The organism is Paraburkholderia madseniana (genome assembly GCF_009690905.1).
In the GTDB taxonomy this organism is placed as follows: Bacteria; Pseudomonadota; Gammaproteobacteria; order Burkholderiales; family Burkholderiaceae; genus Paraburkholderia; species Paraburkholderia madseniana.
The window spans coordinates 21,692-41,790 of record NZ_VOSW01000082.1 but is presented as its reverse complement, the minus strand read 5'-3'; the positions used below and the strand labels follow the sequence as shown (position 1 = coordinate 41,790).

Below are 20,099 nucleotides of genomic sequence, written 5' to 3'. Positions count from 1 at the left end.
CCGAACAGGACCGTGAAACGACTCCACGCCGATGATAGTGCGGATTCCCGTGTGAAAGTAGGTAATCGTCAGGCTCCCCTGCAAGACCAGAAACCCCACCCCGCAAAGGTGGGGTTTCTGCGTTTACGGCTCTGAATTCAGCGCCAAGACTCTGGCGTCGTAGCGAGCACACGCGCGGACTCTTAACTCTCGTTCCCAACCCGCGGGACAACGCACCTCCATTCCGAGAGGTGCGTCACGAAAACACTGCCGCTATCTGGCAGGCCATAGATGCCGTCACAAATGTCCCGCCACTTCGTTACCTACGTTGCCACCTTCCACAGGCGCGGCCAGCTCGTCAGCTAAAAAACTGCGTCAGTGCGCGGCGACATCTCCGCCCCCAATGCCAGCCGTTCTCACAGGCACAGTGCCATCAACTGCATCCATCTGGCCAACTTCCGCAAGTAACGCCTCGTCGCGTGCAATCACCTTCGGTAGATGCGTGCGTAAGAACTCAACCCACGTCCGCGTCTTCGCATCGACGAACTTGCGTGACGGATACAGCGCGTAAACGTTCATCTTCTGCAGCGTATATTCAGGCAGCACGCGGACTAACGTCCCGTCACGCAGCCCGGCAATCGCTGCATAGAGCGGCACCATACCAATGCCCATTCCCTCGCGAATCGCGACGATTAGCGATTCCGCAATATTCACTTGCACGGGTCCATTCACTTCCATCATCTCGCTGCCGTTGGGGCCGTCGAGCACCCATTCGTAGGCCGGAAATGCTGGCGTGTGCAAGATCAGACACTCGTGATGCGCCAGGTCGCTGGGCTGTTGCGGCGCGCCATGAGCACGCACGTAAGCAGGCGATGCGCACAGGATGCTGAACGTTGTACCAAGCGGGAGCGACACGAGGTCGGAATTCGGCAGAGTCGAGGCGCCGATAACAGCGACGTCAGCGCTGCCTTCGAACAGGTCGGGCATGCGCTGCGACAACGTCAACTCGACGGTCACTTCGGGATAAAGCGCGCGATACCGGGAGATGGCCGGCAGCACGTAATGCTGGCCGATACTGGCAAAGCTGTGCATCCGCAAAGCGCCGGCAGGGCGTTCGTGGGCGCAGCTTGCTTCTTCTTCCGCTGTGTCGACATCTGCAAGGATCTGCTGAGAGCGTTTCAAATAACGCTCGCCCGCCGTGGTGAGCGCGAGCCGCCGTGTCGACCGGTTCAGCAAGCGCGTACGCAGATGAGCCTCGAGTTCCGAGACCGCGCGCGACATCGCGCCAGTCGTCGAATTGAGTGACTGCGCGGCGGCGGTAAAACTACCGGCTTCAACCACGCGCACGAACACTCGCATATTTTGTAGCGTATCCATCGATCCTTCTATTTCACGGCAGAAGCCGTATTGTCCGCCTGTCCCGCAAGCCCATTGTTGTTCATTCTGGAAGGGAGGTTCCGCGCCCGTCCTATTAATACGCGCAGCGCATGCTCTTACAATCGGCGCCTTGCCTGCTGGTGTGCGCAGCGTTCACCGGGGCTTCTTTTAGCGACAAACCGAGACGCGTTGCTTTCTGATGATGAGACGCCAACATGCGATCAAGCCCACCGTGGATTCTCGCCGGCAGTGGCGCGTCATGTTGCCGGCGCTCAGTCCCGCCGTTCGCGACTGGGCGAACAGCGACGGTCTGATCTGGCTGCATCTGCTGAAAACGGTCACTGCGGGTTTGCTGGCACTGGGCATCGCCATGTTTCTGGATCTCCAGCAGCCGCGAATCGCGATGACCACGGTGTTCGTGCTGATGCAGCCGTTCAGCGGCATGGTGCTCGCCAAGAGTTTCTACCGGATTCTTGGCACTGCGGTGGGGACGGTCGCTGCCCTGGTGCTCGGCGCGCTGTTCGTCCAGCAGCCCGAGCTGTACATGCTCGGCATGATCGGTTGGGTGAGCGTCTGTCTCGCGGCAGCGGTCCGGTATCGGCATTTCAGATGGTACGGCTTTGTGCTGGCCGGCTATACCGCCGCTTTGATCGGCATCCCGAATGTCACGGCGCCTCACGACCTGTTTCTGGCGGCGCTTACGCGCGCAGCGGAAGTGGCCGTCGGTATCGTGTGTTCGAGCGCAGTCAGCGCGCTCATCGTGCCGCAGCGTTCCAGTCTTGCGCTGCGGCGCGCACTTCATCTTCGATATACAAATTTTACTGCGTTCGCTGCCGAGGTGCTGGGTCGCGGAATCGACCGTTGCCAATTTGAACGGCGCTTTGCGGACCTCGTCGACGAGATCGTCGGCTTTGAAGCGACGCGAACATTTGCTGCCTTCGAGGATCCGGCCATGCGTTCACGCAGCCAGCATCTCGGCCGTCTGAACGGCGAATTTATGGACGCATGTGCGCGGCTGCATGCGCTGCACCAGTTGCTCAAACGTCTGCGTGTCAGCGGCCCGATCTGGAGGGTCGACGCCATCACGCCGTACTTCAGCGAGCTGTCGGCACTGCTTGAATCCACGCGGGATGCGAATGCTGATGCAGCGCACGTAGCTGCCGGCTTGCGGCTCTTTCAGGCGAGCTTGCCAAGGTGCGTGCGCGAAACGAGACGGCCACTGGAAGCCGCGCCCGCTGAATCGCTCGCGGACTTCGATACCGCCTCGGAACTGCTATATCGATTTGTCGATGAATGGATCCGCTACTCCGAGACTTACGCGTCTTTGGCGCGGCGCAAACCGGGAGCTGGGCCGTACACCGCCGGCCGCTACGTGAGCAGGACGAACGGCTTTGTGGTCGCGTTTACCTTTGCCAGGTCGGCGGTGGTGATGGCGATCGCCGGCTGGTTCTGGATCGCCACCGACTGGCCGAGTGGCGGTTTGGCAGTGATCGGCGCGGCGCTGGTTTGTGCGTTGACGTCGACCGCGCCGAACGCATCGAAAATGGCCGTGCAGATGGCAGTCGGTGCGGTGCTGGCGACCATGACCGGCTACCTTTTTACGTGCTACGTATATCCGAACATCGACGGCTTTCCGCTGCTTTGCGCGATGCTCGCTCCGGTGCTCGCACTCGGCGCCTTCATCGCATCGCGCAAGCTCTCGGCAGGGTATGGCATCGGCTTTTCCGTATTCTTCTGCCTGCTCGCCGCGCCGGACAACGTCGTCACGTATGCGCCCGATCTGCTGATCAACAATGGGATAGCGATCACGGCGTCGTTATTGCTTGCAGCAATCGTGTTCTCGGTGGTGTTTCCCGCGGACATGCCGTGGCTCACCGAGAGAATCAAGGGTGATTTGCGCGCGCAAGTCGTGTCTGCGTGCAAGGACGAACTGCCCGGACTCAATCAACGCTTTCAGTCGAGCACTCACGATCTGGCCTCACAGTTGCGCATGCTACTGACGCGGCGCTCCCGACGCCGCCGTGATGCGTTGCGCTGGATGCTCGTCACCCTCGAAGTAGGGCACGCCGTGATCGATCTGCGCAACGAAGCAGCACGTGCGGGCTACGCGCAAACTCTTCATTCGCACTGGAACAGCGGCCTCACGCGGACTTGCGACGACCTCGCGCGGCTCTTTGCGCGACCGGACTCACACGCTCTCGAGCGCGCGCTCGGATCCGTGCGCGCGGCCACGTGGATCGCGCAGGACCTGCTGGAAACCGTCCATGCCGACCGGGACCAGCGACACGACCTGCAGCGCATCCTGAGTTGCCTGCACTTCATCCGCACGGCGTTGCTCGACAAAGACGCGCCTTTCCATACGCGTTGACCCGCGCGTCGGATCGGGCGTGCGCCCCGATCCTTCTGCCAGATGGAAAGGTCCCTTCCGTCCAGCCCTGTTTATCCGCGTAGGTGGCGGTCATATAGTTTCTTCACCGCCGCGCAGTCCCCAAAAAGAACTTCCTGCGCGACGGAATCGTAAGAACTGGAGAACGAAATGAATGTGTTGAAGATTGCCCTGATTGCCTGCACTTTGTCCGCTGCTGTCGCTCATGCACAGACGGCGCCTGCCGCCTCGGAACAACAGGTCGCACAGGCGAATGCACCGCGCGCGAAGAGCGTCGATGAGCAACGCCGTGTCGCAGTACCGAAGGCCAAAGCTGAAGAGTGCGTAGGGCCTGTGAGTTTCTGTAATATTTTCTTCGGCAGCTAAGCAGCGCCACGCGCAACACCAGCAGTACCTGTAAGACCTGTCGCGGGAATGTTGCACGCGACGAAACGCCTGGCCGCGACGCCGTCCCGTCGAGACGCCGCGGCTGGTGCGATAAACTGGCTACTGAGCGAAGCACACCGCAGACGTGCGCACCGGTAGACTGGACGGGCGATTATGGAGAGACTCGATTTCATGTACCAGGACCGGATTCGTTGCTCCGCGCTGCGCGGAAAAATCACTTCAGCCGCCGAGGCGGCGCTTCTGATTCAGGACGGCATGCGCGTCGGCGCCAGCGGCTTTACGCGCGCGGGCGACGCCAAGGCTGTCCCGGTCGCACTCGCCGAGCGCGTCCGGCAGGAAGGCAAGCCGCTGCAAATTACGTTGATGACCGGCGCATCGCTAGGTCATGACGTGGATCGCATGCTCACCGAGGCGCATGTGTTGGCGCGTCGCTTGCCGTTTCAGGTCGACAAGACCCTGCGCGATGCGATCAACCGCGGCGAAGTGATGTTCGTCGATCAGCATCTGTCTGAAACTGTCGAGATGCTGCGCGCGAATCAGCTCGGCAAGCTCGATGTCGCCATTATCGAGGCCACCGCGATCACCGAAACTGGCGGCATCGTGCCGACCACTTCAGTCGGCAACTCGGCCAGCTTTGCGATCCTGGCCGACAAGGTCATCGTCGAAATCAATCTTGCCCAGCCGCTCGCACTCGAAGGGCTGCACGACATCTGGATTCCGGGCCGCAGGCCGAATCGCGAGCCGCTGCCGATCATGCATCCGCAAGACCGCGTTGGTACGCATGCCATCGAAATTCCGCCAGAAAAAATCGCGGCGATCGTGATCACCGACAAGGCGGACAGCCCGTCCACGGTGCTGCCCGCGGATGCGGAAACCGAGCTGATTGCGCGCCATCTGATTGAGTTTTTCCAGCACGAAGTGTCATGCGGACGCATGCCCCCGCAATTGCCGCCGTTGCAGGCGGGCATCGGCACGATTGCCAACGCGGTGCTGGCCGGTTTTGTCGATTCGCCTTTCGGCGCCTTCGAAATTTACTCAGAAGTACTGCAGGATTCGACCTTCGATCTGATGGACGCCGGCAAGGTGACGTTCGCCTCGGGTGCGTCGATCACGTTGTCGGCAGCGCGTCAGGCGCAAGTGTTCGGTGAACTCGAGCGCTATCGCGATCGCCTGGTGCTGCGTCCGCAGGAGGTCAGCAACCATCCTGAAGTGATTCGCCGGCTCGGTCTGATCGCCTTGAATACCGCATTGGAATTCGACATATACGGCAATGTGAATTCCACGCACGTCGGCGGCACGCACATGATGAACGGCATTGGCGGCTCGGGCGATTTCGCGCGCAATGCGTCATGCGCGATCTTTGCGACGAAGTCGATGGCGAAGGGCGGCCGCATTTCGAGTGTCGTGCCGATGGTGCCGCACTGCGATCACAACGAGCACGATGTGGACGTAGTCGTGACGGAGCAGGGCCTCGCCGATCTGCGCGGATTGGCGCCGCGGGAACGCGCTACGCTGATCATCGAAAACTGCGTGCATCCGCTCTATCGCGATCTGCTTCGCGACTACTATCGGGATGCCTTGCAATGGGGTGGGCAAACGCCGCATCGGTTGGACCAGGCTTTCACCTGGCATACGCGGCTGCGTGACACCGGCTCGATGTTGCCGGCAGTAGAGGCGCGTCTCTAAACGCGAAGTAAAACCGGCGTCAGGTGGCATTCGCTCCCGACGCCGTAAGACATCAGGTGCTACGCTCAGGTGCCGCGCCGCACAAGCCGGATAAGGAACAGCAGAATGACGGCGCCGATCACAGCGGTAATGATCGACCCGATCCAGCCGCCGCCGAGCGAAATGTGCAACACACCGGCAAGCCAGCCGCCGATGAATGCGCCGACAATCCCGACGATGATGTCGACGATCAGACCGAAGCCGCCGCCCTTGACGAGCACGCCAGCCAGCCAGCCGGCGATTGCGCCGATGATGAGCCATGCAATGATGCCGTGTTCCATATTCGAGACTCCATGGTTGAGTGTGAAGAAATCACGGTGACAGAGCTTAGTCGAAGGTTATGGGACAGTCCATATTCAGGACGCGGAATTAACATTGTCTGAATCTATTGCAAGCTAAGTGTAGACGATGCGCACGAATATGGGGAGCTTACGCAAGGTGGCTCACTCAGGCGTCGGCTCCGCATCTTTAGCCGTCCAGCTCACGCTCGATACGCTCTTTTCCATGCTGATGCGGCTGGCCATCTGTTCGAGCTTCGGCTGATCTTTCGGATGCAGCTTCAATGTTGCGGTAACGCGAATGCGTCCCGTATCGTCTTCGACGTCTTCGCTCGTCAGGCTCTGGAACGACAGCGGTGTCGAATACATTGAGTTGGATACCGCGGTACGAATGTGAATTTCATCGGCCTCCCGGCAAACGATCGTCAGCACATACTCGCGCACGAGGTCGGCGTCCGAAACGGGCGCCGCGTTGATGGCACGGCTCACTTCACGCAACACCGTATTGGTCAGCAGTACGACCGCGGTGCCGGCGAGGGCCGGGCCGTAATGCCCCGCACCGCACAATACGCCGACGGCCGCCGAGCACCACAAGGTCGCGGCGGTGTTGATCCCCTGAATGGAGCCCTTGTCGCGCATGATCACGCCGCCGCCGAGAAAGCCGACGCCGGAGACGACATACGCGGCAATCTGGGTGATACCGGCGGTGCCGTTGCCGGTCAGCACGCCGAGCGTGACGAACAGGCACGCGCCGCTGGCGACCAGCGTGATGGTCCGCAGGCCGGCGTTGCGCTGGCGCATCTGCCGTTCGAGGCCGATCGCGACCCCGCAGCTAAAGGCGGCAAAGAGCCGCAAGACGAATTCAATTGTCATCGGTAAGAGAGGTTGAAGCGCGTGTTCGCACAGTGTGAACCTTACGCATGACAGCATCACGTATCCGCAGGTGGAACGCGAGCGTGGTCAGGCGTGACAAGGCATGCGAGCGGGGGCTCGCGACGCAAAAGGCGTGGAGCATGCGCAGGCCATCGGGCCATGCGGCGCTTCACTTGCAGCAAGAGGGTAAAAGCGACGTGCACCGTCGGGCCCGAGGGCAAGACGGCGACAGGCAAAGGCTGACGCGGAAATCTTGCCGATCAGGCGATCGGGCGAATCGAAGCTCGACTGGTACTACTGCTACTGTCCAAGATCGTGATTCCGGTTAAATGAACTGGGCGAATTCTAGGCAGCTCTGCAAAGTTAAGTCAAGCCGGGATGAGGCAGGGTGGCGGAATGTGTTGTGGGTCGCTTGCAGAATTTTCCCCGGCAAGATCGGAATTTTCCTCGCATAAATACGGACTCCGAATATTGACGAGGTCCATCCCGGAAAACACACTGTTCGCACACTTCGAAACACGTCGTGTGGTTCGGGTGCTCAATCCACGTTTCATTTCCCAGGGTTTCGCCCAGAAATTTTTCGGTTGTCCTTGCGCTGTACCTTGCACATCCGATCCGCACCATGTCGTCTCTTTTCCGCTGTTCACCCAATTGAGGAATATATGAAAGAAAAAGCTCTCGGCGTTATTGCCGGCGCATTGATTGCTGCGGCTCCGCTCGTGTCGTTCGCCGCCGGTTTGCCTGCGCCGTTTGAAGGCAGCAGCACGCTGCAGGCGGATGGTGTCGTGAAGTCGATCGACCAGGCAAAACATTCCGTGACTGTGCTCGACGCACAGGGCGGCGAAGCTTCATTCAACATTACCGATACGAGCAACCTGGCGCAGATCAAGCAGGGTGGCAAGGTCCATATCCGCATGATGCGCAACGCCATGGTCAGCGTGACGCGCGGTGCCGACGGCCACGGCGCGGCTGTTCAACCGGTACAGCAGAACACTGTACAGAACGTGACCGCCGAAGTTCAGGCGATCGATCATGCCTCCGGCATCATGGCCCTGAAGGGCCCGAATGGCGCGGTGTTTCATATTCAGGGCCGCGAGCCGGCAAAGGTCGCCGGCGTGACGCCGGGTATGCAAGTGTCGGTGGCATACGCACCGCAGGTTAGCGTGGCCGTCGCGCCAGCTCAGTAACGCAAATTGGCTGACGTGGCGCGTCAGCGCCAAAGCGCGGATGTCCTTTGCGGACATCCGCGTTTCTTTTTTGCAGTGCAATCCAGTATGACTCCGATGCGGCGATATGCGGCACTCTAGCCCGGGGCCTTAGTCGGGCTCGCCGGGCACGAGGCGCAATCGCGTGATCTCCGAGGGAGCTCCCAGGCGCTTCGGCGGTCCCCAATAGCCGGTGCCGCGACTCGTGTAGACCCACAGGCCGTTCAGCCGTGCGAGACCAGCCGTGAACGGCTGCTGGAGACGCACAAAGAAATTCCATGGGAAGAACTGCCCGCCGTGTGTGTGGCCGGATAGCTGCAGTGTGAAACCTGCTGCCGCGGCTGCTTCGGCAGAGCGCGGCTGGTGTGCCAGCAGTACTTTGATCAGCACGTCGCCAGGCGCTCCTGCGAGGGCCGCAACCGGGTCGCTGCGATGCAACGGATCATGATGGCCCGCTGAGTAATCGGTCACCCCGGCAATCACGGCGCGCGCGCCGTCGTGTTCCACGATCACATGCTCGTTAAGCAGAACGTTTAACCCCAGGCGCCGGAATTCATCGATCCAGGCGTTCGCACCGGCGTAATACTCGTGGTTGCCGGTCACGAGGAACGCCCCGTGACGCGCGCTGAGCCGTGATAGGGGCTGCGTGTGTCTGGTCAATTGCGGCACGCTGCCGTCCACCACATCGCCCGTGACGGCAATCAGATCCGGCTTCAGACGATTCACCGCGTCGACGATCGCATCCACGTAACGGCCTTTGATGGTTGGGCCGACGTGGATATCGCTGATCTGGACGATCGTGAAGCCGTCGAGCGCCGGCGGCAAATCGTCGATCGGCACCTCGATCGTCACGACCTTGGCGCGGCGCCGTGCGTTGAACAGGCCAACGAGCGTCGAAAGCAGCGCAAGCAGCGGTACCGCGGCCGCCGAGCCGATGCGCCAATGCGCGATTGCTATTGTGTTCGGCCAGATTGCATCGACGGTGAGCAGCGAGGCGAGCGCCAGGTCACGCGCGAACGTCAGAACCAGCAGCGACGAGAAGAAACCCATCGCCAGCAGCCCGACCCACGCGAGGCGGTCGCTGAGCGGCTGCTGTTTGATGGTGCGCGCCAGCATGCCGAGCGGTATCAGAAAGATCGACAGCACCAGCCACAACGCGCACAGCCACCGGCCGGTGATGCTGACGGGCATGTCGGGAATCAGACGAAAACCGACGTAGATATGCAGCAGGATGCCAATCAGGATGAATCGAACAAGAAACGATGAGCGGCGCATAGAGAGGATAGAGGCGGGAAGGGGCCGGCACGAGCGGAGCAACGGCGGCGGCTCGCCAACTGCAATCATGAAATAACGGGCGAGCCGGATCATTCTACCGAGATGTGCAAACCCTTGCCGAGGGCGCCAGATCTGCTTCCAGGACTGGCCGGACACGTCTGTTTTTGACGAGGCAAGTGGATACCGCAACGCAGCAATTCTCGTTGCCGCATGCCGCCGTCTGAACTGCGGCGACGCTCTAATTAAATGGGCTTTGAATTGTGTTTCGCGTGCACTATTCTCAAATAGAACCGGCTCGTCTCAGGGCCATCGCGGCCCAGCGGCGGTTCGTTTTGTCCTCGGTTGAGGGCGAGGCAGGAGGCGCATCATGAAACTGCTTGGGTCGGGCAATCACGTACGCCACGTACTTCATGGGCATCACGTCGGACGAGAGGGCAGCCACGTCATGCTGCCGCTGGTGGGTATATCGCTGATGGCGCTCGCCTTGTACTTCGGCGTGCGCGACATCGACTTCTCCGAGCTGGGCAAAAACGCGTTATTCGACGTGGTGATGGTATGCGTTGCACTCGGCATCGCAGGGCTGTTCGGCGTCGTCGGCGCGTGGTTGCGTTCCAATGGCGACGACGCTGACGAAGGCTTTTGCTTTATCGGTGCGGTGATCGGCACAGTGGTGTTCTACGTGGCGCTCTTCAGATAAACGCACCGGCGGCTTAAGGGCTTTCAGACGATCTGGGCGGCTTCGTCGAAGGAGAAGCGCGGGCTGCGCGGGAAGAGCTTCGACGGGTCGCCATAGCCCAGATTGATCAGGAAGTTCGACTTTACGGTCGTGCCGGCGAAGAAGGCCTCGTCGACCTTGGCGGCGTCGAAGCCCGACATCGCACCCGTGTCCAGGCCGAGTGCGCGAGCAGCGAGAATCAGATAGCCGCCTTGCAGCGTCGAATTGCGAAAGGCCGTATCCGCGATCGCCCTGTCGTTGCCGGCGAACCAGCTACGCGCGTCGGCATGCGGAAACAGTTTCGGCAGATGCTCGTAAAACGCCATATCCATCCCGACGATCACCGTGACCGGTGCCGCCATCGTCTTCTCGAGATTGCCCGGCGACAAGGCCGGACGCAGCTTTTCTTTGCCTTCGGGCGTTTTCACGTAGACGAAGCGGCCGGGGCTTGAATTGGCCGAGGTCGGGCCGAGCAGCACGAGTTCGGTGAGCTGCTTGAGCACGGCGTTGTCGACCGGTTTGGCCTGCCAGCCGTTATGGGTGCGCGCTTTGCGAAAGAGCTGGTCGAGAGCTTGATCGGAAAGAATCATGATGGATACCCGTTGAAGTTGCAGAGTGAAAAAAACGGATGACAGCGCAAGCCACAGGCGTGAGCGTCGTCGTCGTTGCCGCCATAATAGCTAGGTTCTCACTCGCGCACGTGTCGCGCACGCAATCGCATTCGGGCAATCTTATGGCGGACCTTTTCGACGACCTTCCGGCGCCCGACGTGGACTGGTATCCCGAGTGGCTCGCGCCCGAGGCCGCGGCGCGCGCTTTGGCGCAACTCATCGGCGAAGTGGAATGGCGTCAAGACATGATGGGCACGCCCGCCGGCCGTGTGCCGCTGCCGCGGCTGACCGCCTGGCAGGGCGAACCGGACGCGGTCTACGTCTACTCCGGCATTCGCAACGTACCGCAACCGTGGACCGCGACCGTCGCGGAACTGCGAGCCGCCGCGGAGGCAAGCTGCCACGCGCGCTTTAACAGCGTGCTGATCAACCGCTACCGCAGCGGCACCGACAGCATGGGATGGCATGCGGACCGCGAGCCTGAACTCGGCACCCAGCCGGTGATTGCGTCGATCAGCCTGGGCGTCGCGCGCACTTTCGACTTGCGGCACAACAAGACTGGCGTCGTGCAGTCGTTTTCGCTGAAAGGCGGCAGCTTGCTGGTGATGAAGGGCAACACGCAGGCCGACTGGCGGCATCGCGTGCCGAAGGAGCCGCGTGTGGCCGGCGAGCGGATCAATCTGACGTTTCGCTGGGTGACGCCGCGCGGGGCAACTCGCTAGCTTGCGGGCTGACCGTTAGCCGCGCCGCTCCTGGTCCGAAGGCCCGAAAGTCCGGCACCCACTCGCTACCTGGCCCGAAGCCACACCGAGCACTTAAGCGCATAAAAAAGCATCTCCAACGCCACGCTCGATCGCCGCCGATGCTCGAGCGAACCCGCAGCATTGCCCACGTCCACCGTTACTGCCGATACCGCCAGCGATACCAGAATTGGTATCGCTGACGCGAATCATATGATTGGACGGTTAACGCCCCAGACACTACGCTACATCACGATCCACGCACCGTGAGGGCCGCAAACACCGGGCGGGTTCGATGGATCGCCGACACAACAACGATCAGGAGACAGTCATGGCGAATACACGACGCGCCGCATGTCGTGCGTTGGGCGCGCTCGCGCTTTGCTCGAGCATCGGCGCACTGGCGCTGACAGCGCCGGGCGCATACGCGCAGGACAAACAGATCACCCTCGGTTTCGCACAGGTCGGCGCGGAAAGCGCATGGCGAACCGCCAACACCGAGTCGGTGAAGTCAGCGGCGGCGGACGCCAAGATCAAGCTCAAATTCTCCGACGCCCAGCAAAAGCAGGAAAACCAGATCAAGGCGATCCGCTCCTACATAGCGCAGAAAGTCGATGTGATCGCGTTCTCTCCGGTCGTCGAATCCGGCTGGGAGCCGGTGCTGCGCGAAGCTAAAGCCGCAAAAATTCCGGTGATCCTGACTGACCGCAACATCGACGTGAAAGACACGTCGCTGTACGTAACGATGATTGGCTCGGACTTCATGGAAGAGGGCCGGCGCGGTGGTCATTGGCTGGCCGATCACTATAAGAATGATCCGGGCCCGATCAACATCGCGGAACTGCAGGGAACGGTCGGCTCGGCGCCGGCCAACGACCGGCATTCAGGCCTGATCGAAGTGATCAAGAGCGATCCCAAATTCAAGATCATTGCGTCGCAAAGCGGCGACTTCACACTTGCCGGTGGCAAGCAGGTGATGGAAGCATTTATAAAAACTTATGGAAATAAAATAAATGTAGTTTATGCGCATAACGACGATATGGCGCTCGGCGCCATCCAGGCGATGGAAGAGGCCGGCATGCATCCGGGCAAGGACATCACCGTCGTCTCGTTCGATGCGACCAAGGGCGGCTTCCAGGCGATGGCCGCGGGCAAGATGAACGTCGATGTGGAGTGCAGTCCGCTGCTGGGACCGCAATTGATGTCGGCAGTCAAGGACGTGGTGGCCGGCAAGCCGCTGCCCAAGCGTATCCTGACGGAAGAGACTGTCTTTCCGATGAGCGTCGCGGCGCAGACTTTGCCGACACGCAAATATTGAGGCGGAGTGTGATGGCTAACTGATTAGCTATCCATACGATAGACGCAGAACGCAAGCGAAGTACGGACGGATCGCAGGGGTTTCTCCAGTGGTGCCTGACCGCCTGGCTGCTTCGGCAGCGGGCGGTCTCTTTTCCGCAGAATCAGATTGCGCACAACGGGGCCAGCCTGAGCCCACCCGACCAACGCACCGCCGATCGAGCGAGGTCTATGACGCATCCCGCATCGGAACCCAATCCGCCGGCCATGAAGGCCGTCACAGGCGACGCTCGCGACGGCGCCGCCTCGAATGCACTCGAACCCATTCTGGCCACTACCGGCGTCAGCAAGACGTTTCCGGGCGTGAAAGCGCTGCAGCGGGTCGACTTTCGTCTGTTCCCCGGCGAGATTCACACCCTGATGGGACAGAACGGCGCCGGCAAATCCACCCTGATCAACGTGCTGACCGGCGTAGTCGCGCCTGACGCCGGTACGATCCGCCTCGGTGGCGAGACCGTCGCGTTTGCGTCGCCGCAGGAGGCGGAAGCGGCCGGCGTGCGCACGCTGTATCAGGAAGTGAACCTGTGCCCGAACCTGTCGGTGGCGGAGAACATCTTTGCGGGCCGGCAGCCAAAGCGTTTCGGCGCGATCGACTGGCCCGACATCAAGCGGCGCGCGCAGGCAGCGCTTGCCCGCCTCGACGTGACACTCGACGTCACCAGATCGCTCGACGCCTATCCGATCGCAGTGCAGCAGATGGTGGCGATCGCAAGGGCACTGTCAGTCGACGCACGCGTGCTGATCCTCGACGAGCCGACCTCCAGTCTCGACGACGGCGAAGTCGCGCAGCTTTTCAAAATACTTCGGCATCTTAAACAGTCGGGAATCGCCATTCTGTTTGTCACGCATTTCATCGAGCAAACCTATGCCATTTCCGATCGCATCACGGTGATGCGCAACGGCGAGCGTGAAGGGGAATATCTCGCGCGGAATCTGCCGGCCGATCAACTGGTCGCGAAGATGGTCGGTCATGAGCGCATGAGCGCGCGCTTGCGCGAAGCGGCACATGACGGCCACGCTGTTCATGAAGGGCCAGAGAGCAAGGACGCTGTTCAGCCGTTCGTCGAACTGCGCGGCGTCGGAAGGCGCGGCACGCTGCAGCCGATCGACCTTGACGTGCAGCCGGGCCAGATCCTGGGCCTGGCCGGCCTGCTGGGCTCGGGCCGCACGGAGACCGCCCGGCTGTTGTTCGGGGCCGATCGCGCCGACAGCGGCACTATCCTGATCGAAGGCCGGCCTGTGCGGCTGCGTTCGCCCCGGGACGCGGTGCGCCACGGCATCGGCTATTGCGCGGAGGACCGCAAGAAAGAGGGCATCGTCGCCGAACTGTCGATCCGCGAGAACATTCTGCTGGCGTTGCAGGCGCGGCGCGGCTGGTTGCGCAAGATCAAACGGCATCGCGCGCAGGAAATCGCGGACATGTGGATCGAGCGCCTCGGCATCAAGGCAGCGGACGCCGAACAGCCAATCGGGCTGCTCTCCGGCGGCAACCAGCAGAAAGCGCTGCTCGCGCGCTGGCTCGCTACGAATCCCAAACTCCTGATTCTCGACGAGCCTACCCGCGGCATCGACGTCGCCGCCAAGTTCGACATCATGGACCGCTTGCTGGCGCTGTGCGCGAACGGTCTGAGCATCCTGTTCATTTCGTCGGAGATCAGCGAGGTGCTGCGCGTGAGTCATCGTGTGGCGGTGCTGCGCGATCGTCGCAAGATCGCAGAAGTGGCCGGCAAGGCCTCGAACGAAGACAACATTTATCGACTCATCGCGGGGAGCGGCGAATGAAGCTATCGAACTGGTTCGTGCGCGATGGTGCGGAGCGCCCGTTGATCTGGCCGTGCGTCACGCTGGTGCTCTTGTGCGCCCTGAACCTCCTGGTGAATCCAAATTTTCTTTCTTTGAGGATACTCGACGGCCATTTGTTCGGCGCGCCGATCGACGTGTTGAATCGCGCTGCGCCGCTGGTGCTGGTTGCGACCGGCATGACGCTCGTGATCGCCACGCGCGGCATCGATATTTCGGTTGGCGCGGTGGTCGCGATCGCTGGCGCCGCGGCGGCCACGATACTCGCGACGCAAGCCGCACCGAGCGCCGCATTGATCGCGCAGGCGCTGGTCGCGGCGCTGATCGTCGGTGTGTTGAGCGGCATGTGGAACGGGTTGCTGGTGTCGTTCGTCGGCATGCAGCCGATCATCGCAACGTTGATCCTGATGGTCGCCGGCCGTGGCATTGCGCAATTGTTGACTGCGGGGCAGATCATCCCGATCGGCGCACCGGGTTACCTGTTCGTCGGCGGTGGGTATTGGCTTGGCGTGCCGTGTTCGGTGTGGATCGCAAGCGTTGCCGTGCTGGCCACCGTGGGGCTCGTTGAAGGCACCGCGCTCGGGCTCTTCATTCGCGCGATCGGCGTTAATCCAGTGGCGACGCGTCTCGTCGGCCTGCGCTCGAAAGCGCTGGTATTCGCGGTGTACGGCTTCTCGGGACTGACCGCCGCGATGGCGGGCATCCTCATCAGCTCGAACGTGCGCAGCGCCGATGGCAACAACGCGGGCCTGCTGCTCGAACTCGATGCGATTCTGGCGGTGACGCTCGGCGGCACATCGCTGCTCGGTGGCCGCTTCAGTCTCGCCGGCACCGTGCTGGGAGCGTTGATCATCCAGACGCTCACCTATACGACTTATTCGATCGGCGTGCCGCCGGAAGCGACGCTCGTCGTCAAGGCGGCCGTGGTGCTGGCGGTGAGCGTGATCCAGTCGCCCTCGGCGCGCTCGCTCGCCATGTCGCTCTTCAGGCAGCGCGGGGTGGCGCGATGAGACGACTCCTCGAGGCCTGGGCTCATATCGTCGATCCGCGCACCTTACCGATCGCCGTCACTGTCCTGTTGTTCTGCGCCCTGTTCGGTTTCGGCTCGGTGATGTACACCGGCTTTTTCTCGTGGCAAGTGCTGCTCGATCTGCTGGTCGATAACGCCTTCCTGCTGATTGTCGCGATCGGTATGACGTTTGTGATCGTGTCCGGGGGGATCGATCTGTCGGTGGGCTCGGTGGTGGCGCTGACCACCATCGTCGAAGCGGTGTTGTCCGAACACATGCATTGGCCGGTCTGGTTGATCGTGCCGATCGTGTTGCTGATGGGCACGGTGTTCGGCGCGGTACAGGGGGCGCTGATTCACTTTTTCCGCTTGCAGGCGTTCATTGTCACGCTGGCCGGCATGTTCTTCGCGCGTGGCCTGTGCTTTCTGATCACGACGCAGTCGATCACCATCAACGATCCGACGTTCCAGAAAATTTCCGCGTTTCGGCTCAACATCGGCGTCGGTTCGGTGACGGCCAATGTGTTGATCGCCCTCGTCACGCTTGTCGCGGCGATCTATGTCGCGCATTTCACGCGCTTTGGCCGCAACGTGTATGCGATTGGCGGCAATCCGCGCTCGGCGTTGCTGATGGGCTTGCCGGTCGCGCACACGCGGATCGGCGTGTATGCGTTGAGCGGCTTCTGTTCGGCGCTCGGCGGCGCGGTGTTCACGTTCTACGTGCTGTCGGGTTATGGGCTGCAAGGGCAGGGTATGGAGCTCGACGCGATCGCGGCAACGGTGATCGGCGGAACCTTGCTGACGGGCGGTGTCGGCTATGTGATCGGGTCGCTGTTCGGCGTCGGCATTCTAGGCACGATCCAGGCGCTGATTACCTTCGACGGCACGCTCAGTTCGTGGTGGACCCGCATTGTGATCGGCGCGTTGCTGTGCGCGTTCTGCCTGCTGCAACGGCTGATCGAGCGGCATGCGAAATCGGTGGGGCGGCCGGGTGGCACCGGTGCTGTTGTGACGCCAGGCCGTGAGCATGGTCGCGGCGATGCACCAGCGGCGTCCGATTCCCATGTGATCGGACGCGCGCCGGAGCAGGCGTTATAGCGCGGCTTAGGCGTTGAGTTCCCGCCCTCGGGTTTCCGGCAACGTCAGCGCGGCGAGGATCACGAGTCCGTATGCCGCGGCGGCGAATACGCCGATCGCGTGACCGAGCGTCATGGTCTGCGAGACGTAGCCGATCAGGAACGGAAATGTCGCGCCGACTGCCCGCCCGAAGTTGTAGCAGAAGCCCTGGCCGGAGCCCCGAATGCGCGTCGGAAACAGCTCGGTGAGAAACGCGCCCATCCCCGAGAAAATGCCGGACGCACAGAAGCCGAGCGGGAAGCCGAGCACGAGCATCGTGAGGTTGTCGAGCGGGAGTTGCGTGTAGATCAGCGCGATCGCACACGAGGCCAGCGCGAACGTGATGAACGCGCGTTTGCGGCCGATCTTGTCGCTGACGTAAGCGCCCGTCAGATAGCCGCAGTACGAACCGACGATCACCACGCCCAGATAGCTGCCGGTGCCGATCACGCTCAGATGCCGTTCGGTCTTCAGATACGTCGGCAGCCAGGTGGTCACCGCGTAATAGCCGCCTTGTACGCCGGTCGCGAGAATGGACGCACGCAGCGTCGTCCAGACGATGTCGCCGCGGAAGATGTCGAGCAACGAGGGACGCGTTTGTGCCGCGGCTTGCGCTTCTTTCTGCTGCCGATGCACTTCCGGCTCTTCAACGAAACGGCGAATCCAGATCACGAACGGCGCCGGTGCAATACCGATCGCGAACAGCACGCGCCACGCATAATCGGCCGGTACCCATGAAAACACGGCCATGAACAGCAGCGTCGACACGCCCCAGCCGATTGCCCAGCCTGCCTGCACGAGCCCCACCGCCTTGCCACGGTCACGCGGACGGATGACTTCGCCGATCAGCACCGCGCCCGCCGTCCATTCGCCGCCAAAGCCGAGCCCCATCAGCCCGCGTGCCCATAGCAGTTGCGAAAAATTCTGTGCCAGCGCGCAAGCCAGCGTGAAAACCGCGAACCAGAGAATCGTGATCTGCAAGGTCTTCACCCGGCCGATGCGATCCGACAGCACGCCGGCCGCCCAGCCGCCGAGCGCCGAACTCAGCAGCGTGACCGTGCCGATGAGACCGGCGTCGCCGCGCGTGATGCCCCATGTCGCGATCAGCGTCGGAATCACGAAGCTCAGGAATTGCGTGTCCATTGCGTCGAGGACGTAGCCGATCTTGCAGCTCCAGAATGCACGCTTCTCGCTCGTGGAAATCTGCTGATACCACGCAAACGGGTTTTTGCCTGTGCCGGGCGCACTGTAGCGCTCGGTGTCTGCGGTCAACTGCGCTTCGGTTTTCATAGCTGGGCTCCGGTCGTAGTCAGTGGCCGCGTCTTGCCGCGCGGCTTGTAGTGGGACAACTCAAATAACGCCGCGGCTAGAGCATCGCCAGCGTGGTGTTGGGAATGTCGGTAACGAGCATGTGTCCCGGTTTGTGCGCGATCGCAAACGGCAAACGTGCGCTTTCTATTGCGGCTTGCGGCGTGACGCCACAGGCCCAGAACACCGGTAGCTCGTCGCTGCGCACCTCGACTGCGTCGCCGAAATCGGGCCGCGTGATGTCGCGAATGCCGATCAGCGAGGGATCGCCGATATGGACCGGCGCGCCATGTACCGCGGGAAAACGGCTGGTGATCTGGATGGCGCGGATCGCGTCCGCGGCTTTCATCGGCCGCATCGAGACCACGCGATTGCCGCCGAACACCCCTGCGGCCACGTTGCGTTCCCGCGTGCGATACATCGGCACGTTGACCTGCTGTTCGATATGGCGCAGCGGGATGCCCTCGCGCCGCAACATTTCTTCGAACGAAAACGAGCAGCCGATCGCGAACACCACCAGATCGTCGCGCCACAGTTCGTCGAGACTACGCACCTCCTCGGCACGTTCGCCGTGGCGGTACACGTAAAACGCGGGGACGTCGTTGCGTATGTCGAGATCAGCGCCGAGCGACGGGACGCGCCATTCGCCGGGTTCGCCGATGCCGAGCAATGGGCAGGCCTTCGGATTGAGCGTGCAGAAGCGCAGGAAGTCGTCGGCGTATTGCCTGGGCAGGATCGCGAGATTGGCTTGCGCATAGTCGCCGCAGTAGCCCGCAGTCGGCCCGGAAAGACGGCGGCTGCGAATCTGCTGACGAAACTCGGATGGCGTGTAGGACATGAACGGCTTGACTCCAGCTAGGTCCGGGTGACCGATGGGAGCCAGATTAGTAACGCCAAAAATATCCTTCCAGCGAGTTATTCTTGTGTTTTGTTAAATTAAACTTAACAGCATCGCCAGCGGTTTTGCGGCGATGATCGAGTCTTTCGGGTCGTTGTTGGGAGAGCTAATGCAATGAATACGCGCTTTGTCGAAACGTTTCTGACGCTCGCCCGTCTAGGCAGTTTTCGCGCGACCGCCGCTGCCATGCACGCCACGCCCGCCGCGATTTCGCTACGCATCAAGACGCTTGAAGCCGAGTTGGGCGTCGAGTTGATCGAGCGCGACGCCGCCGAGTTCCAGCTCACGGCGCATGGCGAACGGCTGCTCGCGCATGCGCGCTCGGTGGTGCAGGCCACGCGCTCGCTGCAACTGGCCGCGCAGGACGAAACCCAGGTGACGAAGCGGCTGCGGCTCGGCGTCATCGAAACGGTGGTGCATAGCTGGCTGCCGGACTACATCAGGATGCTGAACGTCGAGTACAAGCGCATCGTCGTCGACCTGACCGTCGACTCGAGCGCCGTGCTTGCGCCTCGTTTGCGCGCCGGCGAACTGGATCTCGTCATTCAGGTGGAGGAAACCGGCGAACAGGAAGCGTCGATCGTTTCGACCTTGCTGGCGAGCTATCCGGTGCGCTGGATCGCGCGCAACGATCTGATTCCGGCGAGCCGTGCCAAGCATGTGCAGACGGTATTGCAGAAACCCGTGCTGACGTTCGGCCGTGGCACCGCGCCGCAAGTCGCCGTGGAGGCGATCGTGGAGATGCTCGCGAAGCGCGCCGGTGTGCCGCTTGCGGATACTCAGGTGACCTGTATGCCGTCGGTGGCGGTGATCGTGAAACTGTTGCGCGATGGCTATGGAATCGCGGCAGTGCCGGCGCTATTCGTCGAGCCTTTTCTGAGCAACGGCGAACTAGGGCAATTGCAGGTGCGTCCGCTGCCGCCGCCGATCGACGTTGCGATGATCTACCGCGACGACGCCGACGTCGGTGTGCTGGCGGCATCGCGCGTTGCACGCAGCGCGTGTGATCAGTATGCGAAGGCGATGGGGCGGCAGTTGATCGAGAGACGATGAGGTGGGGC

Annotated in this window: 18 protein-coding genes; 11 read left to right on the top strand and 7 right to left on the bottom strand. The window is 61.8% G+C overall.

Annotated features, from left to right (window positions below; translation table 11 throughout):
* Positions 1-354 precede the first annotated feature (354 nt).
* A complete protein-coding gene (locus FSO04_RS33145) occupies positions 355-1,356 on the bottom strand; it encodes a LysR family transcriptional regulator (RefSeq protein WP_154565798.1) in 1,002 nt (333 codons plus the stop codon).
* A gap of 202 nt (positions 1,357-1,558) precedes the next feature.
* On the opposite strand from FSO04_RS33145, the gene FSO04_RS33140 reads away from it, so the two are divergent.
* The 3 genes from FSO04_RS33140 to FSO04_RS33130 all read left to right on the top strand — a co-directional run bounded on the left by FSO04_RS33140 (position 1,559) and on the right by FSO04_RS33130 (position 5,815).
* The gene (locus FSO04_RS33140) at positions 1,559-3,724 is read left to right on the top strand and encodes an FUSC family protein (RefSeq protein ID WP_154565801.1); all 2,166 of its coding nucleotides are present in this window, start codon (positions 1,559-1,561) and stop codon (positions 3,722-3,724) included.
* A 168-nt stretch (positions 3,725-3,892) separates the two neighbouring features.
* Positions 3,893-4,108 carry a hypothetical protein gene (locus tag FSO04_RS33135; protein WP_154565797.1) on the top strand — a complete coding sequence of 72 codons (216 nt, stop codon included), beginning with the start codon at positions 3,893-3,895 and terminating at the stop codon, positions 4,106-4,108.
* 192 nt (positions 4,109-4,300) lie between these two features.
* Entirely contained in the window at positions 4,301-5,815 is a 1,515-nt protein-coding gene (locus FSO04_RS33130) for an acetyl-CoA hydrolase/transferase family protein (protein ID WP_154565800.1), read from the top strand.
* A 65-nt stretch (positions 5,816-5,880) separates the two neighbouring features.
* On the opposite strand, the gene FSO04_RS33125 is transcribed toward FSO04_RS33130, so the two are convergent.
* Positions 5,881-6,135 carry a GlsB/YeaQ/YmgE family stress response membrane protein gene (locus tag FSO04_RS33125; protein WP_028197420.1) on the bottom strand — a complete coding sequence of 85 codons (255 nt, stop codon included), beginning with the start codon at positions 6,133-6,135 and terminating at the stop codon, positions 5,881-5,883.
* A 162-nt stretch (positions 6,136-6,297) separates the two neighbouring features.
* Positions 6,298-7,005 (bottom strand): MgtC/SapB family protein, encoded by a 708-nt coding sequence (locus FSO04_RS33120; protein WP_154565796.1) that lies wholly within the window; start codon positions 7,003-7,005, stop codon positions 6,298-6,300.
* 662 nt (positions 7,006-7,667) lie between these two features.
* Between FSO04_RS33120 and FSO04_RS33115 the strand changes: the two genes are divergently transcribed.
* The gene (locus tag FSO04_RS33115; RefSeq protein WP_154565795.1) at positions 7,668-8,192 is read left to right on the top strand and encodes a hypothetical protein; all 525 of its coding nucleotides are present in this window, start codon (positions 7,668-7,670) and stop codon (positions 8,190-8,192) included.
* 129 nt (positions 8,193-8,321) lie between these two features.
* Here the strand turns inward: FSO04_RS33115 and FSO04_RS33110 are convergent, their stop codons facing one another.
* Positions 8,322-9,485, bottom strand: a complete 1,164-nt coding sequence (locus FSO04_RS33110; RefSeq protein WP_154565794.1) for a metallophosphoesterase — start codon at positions 9,483-9,485, stop codon at positions 8,322-8,324.
* Between the two features lie 367 nt (positions 9,486-9,852).
* Here FSO04_RS33110 and FSO04_RS33105 point away from each other — a divergent pair, with 367 nt between their 5' ends.
* Positions 9,853-10,182, top strand: coding sequence for a hypothetical protein (locus FSO04_RS33105; protein WP_154565793.1), 330 nt, complete (start codon positions 9,853-9,855; stop codon positions 10,180-10,182).
* A 23-nt stretch (positions 10,183-10,205) separates the two neighbouring features.
* Here the strand turns inward: FSO04_RS33105 and FSO04_RS33100 are convergent, their stop codons facing one another.
* Positions 10,206-10,790: a malonic semialdehyde reductase gene (locus tag FSO04_RS33100; RefSeq protein ID WP_154565792.1), complete on the bottom strand. Its 585-nt coding sequence runs from the start codon at positions 10,788-10,790 to the stop codon at positions 10,206-10,208.
* A gap of 143 nt (positions 10,791-10,933) precedes the next feature.
* Between FSO04_RS33100 and FSO04_RS33095 the strand changes: the two genes are divergently transcribed.
* From FSO04_RS33095 to yjfF, 5 genes are all read left to right on the top strand, one after another.
* Positions 10,934-11,533, top strand: coding sequence for an alpha-ketoglutarate-dependent dioxygenase AlkB family protein (locus FSO04_RS33095; RefSeq protein WP_154565791.1), 600 nt, complete (start codon positions 10,934-10,936; stop codon positions 11,531-11,533).
* 349 nt (positions 11,534-11,882) lie between these two features.
* Positions 11,883-12,869, top strand: coding sequence for an ABC transporter substrate-binding protein (locus FSO04_RS33090; protein ID WP_154565790.1), 987 nt, complete (start codon positions 11,883-11,885; stop codon positions 12,867-12,869).
* Between the two features lie 209 nt (positions 12,870-13,078).
* Positions 13,079-14,689: a sugar ABC transporter ATP-binding protein gene (locus tag FSO04_RS33085; protein WP_154565789.1), complete on the top strand. Its 1,611-nt coding sequence runs from the start codon at positions 13,079-13,081 to the stop codon at positions 14,687-14,689.
* Complete coding sequence (locus tag FSO04_RS33080; protein ID WP_154565788.1) at positions 14,686-15,717, top strand: ABC transporter permease; 1,032 nt, start codon at positions 14,686-14,688, stop codon at positions 15,715-15,717. Before FSO04_RS33085 ends, FSO04_RS33080 begins: the two co-directional genes overlap by 4 nt.
* Complete coding sequence (yjfF, locus tag FSO04_RS33075) at positions 15,714-16,814, top strand: galactofuranose ABC transporter, permease protein YjfF (RefSeq protein ID WP_154565787.1); 1,101 nt, start codon at positions 15,714-15,716, stop codon at positions 16,812-16,814. The genes FSO04_RS33080 and yjfF overlap by 4 nt, the downstream gene beginning before the upstream one ends.
* A gap of 6 nt (positions 16,815-16,820) precedes the next feature.
* Here the strand turns inward: yjfF and FSO04_RS33070 are convergent, their stop codons facing one another.
* The gene (locus FSO04_RS33070; RefSeq protein ID WP_171927924.1) at positions 16,821-18,122 is read right to left on the bottom strand and encodes an MFS transporter; all 1,302 of its coding nucleotides are present in this window, start codon (positions 18,120-18,122) and stop codon (positions 16,821-16,823) included.
* Positions 18,123-18,198: 76 nt separating this feature from the next.
* Positions 18,199-18,978, bottom strand: coding sequence for a putative hydro-lyase (locus tag FSO04_RS33065; protein ID WP_093647509.1), 780 nt, complete (start codon positions 18,976-18,978; stop codon positions 18,199-18,201).
* 174 nt (positions 18,979-19,152) lie between these two features.
* On the opposite strand from FSO04_RS33065, the gene FSO04_RS33060 reads away from it, so the two are divergent.
* Complete coding sequence (locus FSO04_RS33060) at positions 19,153-20,091, top strand: LysR family transcriptional regulator (protein WP_154565786.1); 939 nt, start codon at positions 19,153-19,155, stop codon at positions 20,089-20,091.
* The last annotated feature ends 8 nt before the right edge of the window (positions 20,092-20,099 follow it).